The organism is Brevundimonas sp. (genome assembly GCF_024711105.1).
Taxonomy (GTDB): Bacteria; Pseudomonadota; Alphaproteobacteria; order Caulobacterales; family Caulobacteraceae; genus Brevundimonas.
In genome coordinates this window covers 1-7,695 of the sequence record NZ_JANJTL010000106.1, presented here as the reverse complement: position 1 = coordinate 7,695, position 7,695 = coordinate 1, and the positions used below count along the sequence as shown (strand labels likewise).

General features: G+C 68.8%; 5 protein-coding genes and 1 pseudogene. All 6 read left to right on the top strand.

Going from position 1 to position 7,695, the window contains the following annotated elements:
* The first annotated feature begins 272 nt into the window (after positions 1–272).
* The 6 genes and pseudogenes from Q0M60_RS08090 to typA all read left to right on the top strand — a co-directional run bounded on the left by Q0M60_RS08090 (position 273) and on the right by typA (position 7,681).
* Entirely contained in the window at positions 273–3,239 is a 2,967-nt protein-coding gene (locus tag Q0M60_RS08090) for a 2-oxoglutarate dehydrogenase E1 component (RefSeq protein ID WP_296818096.1), read from the top strand.
* A 36-nt stretch (positions 3,240–3,275) separates the two neighbouring features.
* Positions 3,276–3,629 (top strand): annotated as a pseudogene (locus tag Q0M60_RS08085) (biotin/lipoyl-containing protein); the annotation flags it as partial.
* Between the two features lie 48 nt (positions 3,630–3,677).
* On the top strand, positions 3,678–4,883 hold the full coding sequence (odhB, locus tag Q0M60_RS08080) for a 2-oxoglutarate dehydrogenase complex dihydrolipoyllysine-residue succinyltransferase (RefSeq protein WP_296818098.1): 1,206 nt from the start codon (positions 3,678–3,680) through the stop codon (positions 4,881–4,883).
* A gap of 1 nt (position 4,884) precedes the next feature.
* Positions 4,885–5,271: a VOC family protein gene (locus Q0M60_RS08075; protein WP_296818094.1), complete on the top strand. Its 387-nt coding sequence runs from the start codon at positions 4,885–4,887 to the stop codon at positions 5,269–5,271.
* Between the two features lie 14 nt (positions 5,272–5,285).
* A complete protein-coding gene (locus tag Q0M60_RS08070; protein WP_296818092.1) occupies positions 5,286–5,750 on the top strand; it encodes a hypothetical protein in 465 nt (154 codons plus the stop codon).
* A gap of 98 nt (positions 5,751–5,848) precedes the next feature.
* Complete coding sequence (typA, locus tag Q0M60_RS08065; protein ID WP_296818090.1) at positions 5,849–7,681, top strand: translational GTPase TypA; 1,833 nt, start codon at positions 5,849–5,851, stop codon at positions 7,679–7,681.
* Positions 7,682–7,695 lie beyond the last annotated feature (14 nt).

Sequence of the window (7,695 nt, the reverse complement as noted above, 5' to 3'; positions counted from 1 at the left end):
TCGCCGTCGCCGGCGCGGCTCGGCGCCACCCTGGTGGAAGTGCTCAAGGGCTGAGCCTTCGACAGGCCAGCCGCGGACGCCCCCGGTCGAGGCCGGGGGCGTTTTTCGTTCCGCAAGCGGCCCGCCATGTCCCGGTAGTGGGGCATAATCGTGCGAATTTCGGCCGCTTCGCCCCTATTCGGTCATGACCCCTCAAGAAACACGGCCTATATGAGCGCCGGTCGCCTTCGCGCGAACGTGCGCGTGCGGACCCAAGGGACGTGACGAGAACCATGGCGGACGATGCCGGTCGGCTGAACCAGGTCTTTGCCGAGACCAGCTTCCTGTACGGGTCGAACGCCGCCTTCATTGAGGATCTGCACGAGAAGTGGGCCAACGACCCCGCTTCCGTGTCGGGCGAGTGGCGCGCCTTCTTCGACCAGCTGCGCGACAACGTCGACCAGGTGAAGGCCTCGGCCGCGGCCCGCGCCTGGGGCCGCCCCCGCGTCAGCGAGCCCAGCGAGGACTCCGCCGTGGTCGACGGCCGCGGGCCGACGCCGAAGCCCGATCCGAAGACGGCGGGCAAGGCCGCCCCCGCCGCCGCCCCGGCCTCGGCCGACGACATCCGCGCCGCGGCGCAGGACTCGATCCGCGCCCTGATGCTGATCCGCAGCTACCGGGTGCGCGGCCACCTGCAGGCCACCCTGGATCCGCTGGGCATCGAGCAGCCCACCGAGAACCCCGAGCTGACCCCGGAATTCCACGGCTTCACCCCCGCCGACATGGATCGGCCGATCTTCCTCGACGGCGTGCTGGGGCTGCAGACGGGCACGCTGCGCGAGGTGATGGACATCCTCAAGCGCAGCTACTGCGGCCACATCGGCGTGCAGTTCATGCACATCGCCGAGCCGGAGGAGAAGTCCTGGCTGCAGCAGCGCTTCGAGGGCGCCGACAAGTTCGAGCCCGCCGCCTTCACCCGGGAAGGCAAGCTGGCGATCCTGAACAAGCTGATCGAGGCCGAAGGCTTCGAGCGCTTCCTGCACAAGCGCTTCCCGGGCACCAAACGCTTCGGCCTGGACGGCGGCGAGGCCATGGTCCCGGCGCTGGAGCAGGTCATCAAGCGCGGCGGCGCCATGGGCGTCGACGAGATCGTGCTGGGGATGGCCCACCGCGGTCGCCTGAACGTGCTGGCCGCCGTCATGGGCAAGCCCTACGCCGCCATCTTCCACGAGTTTCAGGGCGGTTCGACCGTGCCTTCGGACATCGAGGGCTCGGGCGACGTGAAGTACCATATGGGCGCCTCTTCGGACCGCGAGTTCGACGGCCAGACGGTGCACCTGTCGCTGACCGCCAACCCCTCGCACCTCGAGATCGTCAATCCCGTCGTGCTGGGCAAGGCGCGGGCGAAACAGGCCTTCGACCTTCGCGAGGAGGCCGAGGGCTCGCTGGAGCGCAAGCGGGTCCTGCCGCTGCTCATCCACGGCGACGCCGCCTTCGCCGGCCAGGGCGTGGTGGCCGAATGCTTCGCCCTGATGGGCCTGAAGGGCTACCGCACCGGCGGCACCCTGCACTTCGTGGTCAACAACCAGATCGGCTTCACCACCTCGCCGAGGAACAGCCGGTCGAGCCCCTATCCGTCCGACGTGGCCCTGATGGTCCAGGCGCCGATCTTCCACGTGAACGGCGACGATCCGGAAGCGGTGGTCTTCGCCGCCAAGGTGGCGACCGAGTTCCGCCAGACGTTCCACAAGGACGTCGTCATCGACATGTTCTGCTACCGCAGATACGGCCACAACGAGGGCGACGACCCGACCTTCACCCAGCCCCTGATGTATTCGAAGATCCGGGCGCTGCCGTCGACGCGCGAGATCTATGCGCGCCGTCTGGTCGAGGAAGGCGTCATCGGCCAGGCCGAGGCCGACGGCCTGGTCAGCGAGTTCGAGGCCTACCTCGACGCCCAGTTCGACGCCGGCAAGACCTACGCCTCCAGCAAGGCCGACTGGCTGGACGGCAAGTGGCAGGGCCTGGGCCTGCCCGAGGGCGACGAGCGCCGCGGCTCCACCGGTGTCAAGCTCGACCGGCTCAAGGCCATCGGCAAGGTGCTGACCACCTGCCCGAACGATGTCGACTGCCACAAGACGCTGCGCCGCGTCATCGACGGCCGGCGCGAGGCGATCGAGTCGGGCGAGAACCTCGACTGGGCGACCGCCGAGGCCCTGGCCTTCGGTTCGCTGCTCGACGAGGGCTTCGCGGTCCGCCTGTCTGGCCAGGACTCGGTGCGCGGCACCTTCTCCCAGCGCCACTCGGCCATCGTCGACCAGACGACCGAGGAGCGCTACGTCCCGCTGAACCACATCCGCGAGGGCCAGGCCCAGTTCGAGGTCATCGATTCCGCCCTGTCCGAAGAGGCGGTGCTCGGCTTCGAGTACGGCTATTCCCTGGCCGACCCGAACACCCTGGTCATGTGGGAAGCCCAGTTCGGCGACTTCGTGAACGGCGCCCAGGTCGTGATCGACCAGTTCATCTCCTCGGGCGAGCGCAAGTGGCTGCGCATGAGCGGCCTGACCATGCTGCTGCCGCACGGCTACGAGGGCCAGGGGCCCGAGCACTCCTCGGCGCGGCTGGAGCGGTTCCTGCAGGCCTGCGCCGAGGACAACATGCAGGTCGCCAACTGCACCACGCCGGCGAACTACTTCCACATCCTGCGCCGCCAGATCCACCGGCCGTTCCGCAAGCCGCTGGTGATCATGACGCCCAAGTCGCTGCTGCGGCACAAGAAGGCGGTGTCGCGCCTCAGCGAACTGGCGGAGGGCTCGTCCTTCCACCGCGTGCTGCACGACGACGCCCAGGCGCGTCCGGCGGTCGCCGGCGTGACGCTGAAGGCCGACAAGGACATCCGCCGGGTCATCCTGTGCTCGGGCAAGGTCTATTACGACCTGCTGGACCGCCGCGAGCGCGACGGGGCGGACGACGTCTATCTGCTGCGCCTGGAGCAGTTCTATCCGTGGCCGATGAAGTCGGTCTCCAAGGAGCTGTCGCGCTTCCCGAACGCCGAGCTGATCTGGTGCCAGGAAGAGCCCAAGAACATGGGCGGCTGGACCTTCGTGGATCCGTGGCTGGAGCTGACGCTCGAGAAGCTGAACGTGAAGTCGAAGCGCGCTCGTTACGTCGGCCGTCCGGCCTCGGCCTCCACGGCCGCAGGCCTGATGAGCCGGCACCTGAAGGAACTCGACGCCTTCCTCACCGAGGCCTTCGCCTGATATCCGAACTGACCGAACCGAAAGACTGACTCGATCATGGCCGACATCCTCACCCCCGCCCTTGGCGAATCCGTCACCGAGGCGACCGTCGCGCGCTGGACCAAAAAGGCCGGCGACGCGGTGAAGAAGGACGAGGTCCTGGTCGAGCTCGACACGGACAAGGTGTCGCTGGAGGTCGCCGCCCCCGCCGACGGCGTGCTGGCCGAGATCAAGGCCGCTGACGGCGCGACCGTGACCCCGGGCGCCGTGCTTGGCCGCATCGAGGCCGCCGACGCCGCCGCCGCGCCCAAGCCGGCCGAAGCGCCTAAGGCCGAGGCCCCCAAGGCGGAAGCGCCGAAAGCCGCCGCGCCGGCTGCTGCGCCCGCACCGTCTCCGAAGGCTGAGGCTCCGAAGGCCGAGGCGCCCAAGCCGGCGGCCGCGCCCGCCGCCGCCTCCACCATCGAGATCAAGACCCCTGTAATGGGCGAGTCCGTCGCCGAGGGCTCCATCGGCCGATGGACCAAGAAGGTCGGCGACAAGGTCTCCAAGGACGAGGTCCTGGTCGAGATCGAGACCGACAAGGTGGCCGTCGAGGTCTCCGCCCCCGCTGACGGCGAGCTGGCCGAGATCACCGCCGACAACGGCGCGACCGTCACGCCGGGCCAGGTCATCGGCCGCATCAATGCGGGCGCCGGCGCCGCCGTGGCTCCGGCCGCCAAGGCTGATGCGCCCGCACCGGCCGAGGCCCCCAAGCCCGCGGCCAAGGCCTCGACCGCCGCCGAGACCCTGTCCCCCGCCGTCCAGCGCGCCGCCGCCGAGACGGGCGTCGATCCCTCGACCGTCCAGCCGACCGGTCCCAAGGGCAATGTTCTCAAGGGCGACATCCTGCAGGCCGCCGCCTCGGCCTCGTCCGCCCCGGCTCAGGCGGCCCCCGCTCCCGCCGCGAGCACGCCGGCCGCCGCCGACGACCGCGAGGTCAGGGTCAAGATGACCCGCCTGCGCCAGACCATCGCGCGCCGCCTGAAGGAATCGCAGAACACCGCCGCCCAGCTGACCACCTTCAACGAGGTGGACATCACCTCGGTCATGGCCATGCGCGGCCAGTACAAGGACGCCTTCGAGAAGCGGCACGGCGTCAAGCTCGGCTTCATGAGCTTCTTCGTGAAGGCGGTCATCGCGGCTCTGAAGGAGCTCCCGGCGATCAACGCCGAGATCGACGGGACCGACATCGTCTACAAGAACCACTACGACATCGGCATGGCGGTCGGCACCGACCGCGGCCTGGTCGTGCCTGTGGTCCGCGACGCCGACCGCATGTCGCTCGCCGAGATCGAGAAGGAGATCGCGCGTCTCGGCAAGCTCGCCCGCGACGGCGAGCTGACGCTGGACCAGCTCCAGGGCGGCACCTTCACCATCACCAACGGCGGCGTCTACGGCTCGCTGATGTCGACGCCGATCCTGAACATGCCGCAGTCGGGCATCCTGGGCATGCACAACATCGTCCAGCGCCCGATGGCCGTGGACGGCCAGGTTGTGATCCGCCCGATGATGTACCTGGCGCTCAGCTACGACCACCGCATCGTCGACGGCAAGGAAGCCGTGACCTTCCTGGTGCGGGTGAAGGAATACCTCGAGGACCCGAACCGGTTCCTGCTGGACGTCTGATTTGAGGCCGGTCTTCCACCTGTCGATCTCGGTTTCGGACCTCGACAGAACGCGGGCCTTCTATGAAGAGGCGCTCGGCGCGCGCGTCGGCCGCACGACCGACCGCTGGATCGACCTGTGGCTCTTCGGCGCCCAGTTGACCGCGTATCTACGGCCGGCGGCGGTGACCCCCTCCCCGTTCCGCGAGGCCCAGCATTTCGGCGCCACCGTGGCCTGGGAGGACTGGCCGGCGCTGGTCGAGCGCGCGGGCGCCGTGGCCGGCGGCTTCGCAAGCGAGCCGGTGCGGGACGAGGCCACGGCCAAGGCCATGATGGCCGATCCGGACGGCTACCTGATCGAGCTGAAGGCCTACGCGGACCAGACTGCGCTGGCGAAGCCGGCGGACTGAGCTTGGGTGGGCGCATGGCCCTGGTCGTTGTCGCCCGGTTTGACGATCTTCCCACCGCCAGGCTGGCTGAAGGCTTCCTCAGCAGCGCGGGCCTGTCGGCGCATCTCTCGGATTACGGCCTGGCCTCGATTGATCCCCTGATGATGCGCGCGCTCGGCGGCCTCCGGCTGGCGGTGCCCGAGCAAGAGGCCCAGGACGCCCTGAAGCTGTTGGCCCGCGCCAATGCAGGGGAGTTCGCGGAACAGGTCGATGGGCCGGATGCGATCGAGGACCGCCGCCCTCTGCCGTGGCCGGTGGCGGTCGTCACAGTCCTCGCCACTGGAGGCGCCATCGGGTACGCGGCCACCAAGAGATCGGTCCGGAACTGGATCGACGCGGTAGGCCTTGCTGTGGTCCTCGCGCTCGCGGCGGGAGCCATTGCGTTCCTGCTCTGGGGATTGGCTGACTGGGCCATGTGGCTCCTGAGTCCAGCGCCCTAGCTAATCCGCCCCACCTCGTGTATCTGGCGCCCGCCTCCTCCCCAACCGCCTGACCTTCGAAGGAACGCGGCCGGCCATCCGTCCGCGAGCGTCCGCCAATGAACCTGCGCAACATCGCCATCATCGCCCACGTCGACCACGGCAAGACCACGCTGGTCGACCAGCTGCTCGCCCAGTCCGGCGTGTTCCGAGCCAATGAGGCGACCACCGAGCGCGCCATGGACTCCAACGACCAGGAGCGCGAGCGCGGCATCACCATCCTCGCCAAGTGCACTTCCGTGCTGTGGAACGGCAAGGCGGGCGAGACGCGCATCAATATCATCGACACGCCTGGCCACGCCGACTTCGGCGGCGAGGTCGAGCGGATCCTCGGCATGGTCGACGGCTGCGTCATCCTGGTCGACGCCGAAGAGGGCGTCATGCCCCAGACGAAGTTCGTCCTGACCAAGGCGCTGAAGATGGGCCTGCGTCCCATCCTCTGCATCAACAAGGTCGACCGGCCCCACGCCGACCCCGACCGGGTGCACCTGGAGACCATCGAGCTGTTCGAAGCCATCGGCGCCACGCCGGAGCAGCTCGACTTCCCACACATCTACGCCTCGGGCCGCAACGGCTGGGCCACCCTGGACATGAACGATCCGTCCGACACCCTGGCCCCGCTGTTCGACCTGATCGTCGACCACGTCCCGCCCCCGCCGGTGGCGCAGAACGTCGACAAACCGTTCCGCATCCTCAACGTCCTGATCGAGTCCGACCCGTTCCTCGGCCGCCTGCTGACCGGCCGCATCGAGAGCGGCCGCGCCGTGCCCGGCATGCCGATCAAGGCGCTGGACCGAGACGGCAAGACCATCGAGCAGGGCCGCATCACCAAGGTGCTGGCCTTCCGCGGCCTGAAGCGCCAGCCGCTGGACGAGGGCTCCGAGGCCGGCGACATCGTCGCCATCGCCGGCATGTCCAAGGCCACCGTGGCGGACACCCTGTGCGCGCTTGAGGTCACCGAACCGCTGGACGCCCAGCCGATCGACCCGCCGACCATCTCCATGACCGTGGGCGTCAACGACTCGCCGCTGGCGGGCCGCGAGGGCGACAAGGTGCAGAGCCGCGTCATCCGCGACCGCCTGCTCAAGGAGGCCGAGGCCAACGTCGCCATCCGCGTCACCGAGACGCCGGGCGCCGACGCCTATGAGGTCGCAGGCCGTGGCGAACTCCAGCTGGGCGTTCTGGTCGAGAACATGCGCCGCGAGGGCTTCGAGCTGTCGATCAGCCGCCCGCGCGTCGTCTATCAGACCGGCGAGAACGGCGAGCGCCTGGAGCCGATCGAGGACGTCGTCATCGACGTGGACGACGAATACACCGGCGTCGTCATCGAGAAGCTCTCGACCCGCAAGGCCGAGCTGAAGGACATGGGCCCCTCGGGCGCCGGCAAGACCCGCATCCAGCTGGCCTGCCCGTCGCGGTCCCTGATCGGCTATCAGGGCGAGTTCCTGACCGACACGCGCGGCTCGGGCGTGCTAAACCGCGTCTTCTCGCACTATGAGCCCTACAAGGGCGCCATCGAGGGCCGTCTGAAGGGCGTGCTGGTCTCCAACTCGGACGGCGACACGGCGGCCTACGCCCTGTGGAACCTGGAGGAGCGCGGCGTGATGTTTGTCGGCGCCGGGGAGAAGACCTATCAGGGCATGATCATCGGCGAGAACTCCCGCTCGGACGACCTCGACGTGAACCCGATCAAGGGCAAGCAGCTGACCAACGTGCGCGCCTCCGGCAAGGACGAGGCGGTCCGCCTCACCCCGCCGCGGCGCCCGTCCCTGGAGCAGGCCATCGCCTATATCGAGAGCGACGAACTGGTCGAGGTCACGCCCAAGTCCATCCGCCTGCGCAAGCAGGTCCTGAACCCGTCCTTCCGCAAGAAGCGCGTGAAGGAAGACTGATCTGAAGACGCCCG

What these genes read in the sequence shown, in the direction of transcription:
- typA (WP_296818090.1), top strand. Translation starts at nt 5,849, where the DNA reads ATGAACCTGCGCAACATCGCCATCATCGCCCACGTCGACCACGGCAAG.
- Q0M60_RS08090 (WP_296818096.1), top strand. Translation starts at nt 273, where the DNA reads ATGGCGGACGATGCCGGTCGGCTGAACCAGGTCTTTGCCGAGACCAGC.
- Q0M60_RS08070 (WP_296818092.1), top strand. Translation starts at nt 5,286, where the DNA reads ATGGCCCTGGTCGTTGTCGCCCGGTTTGACGATCTTCCCACCGCCAGG.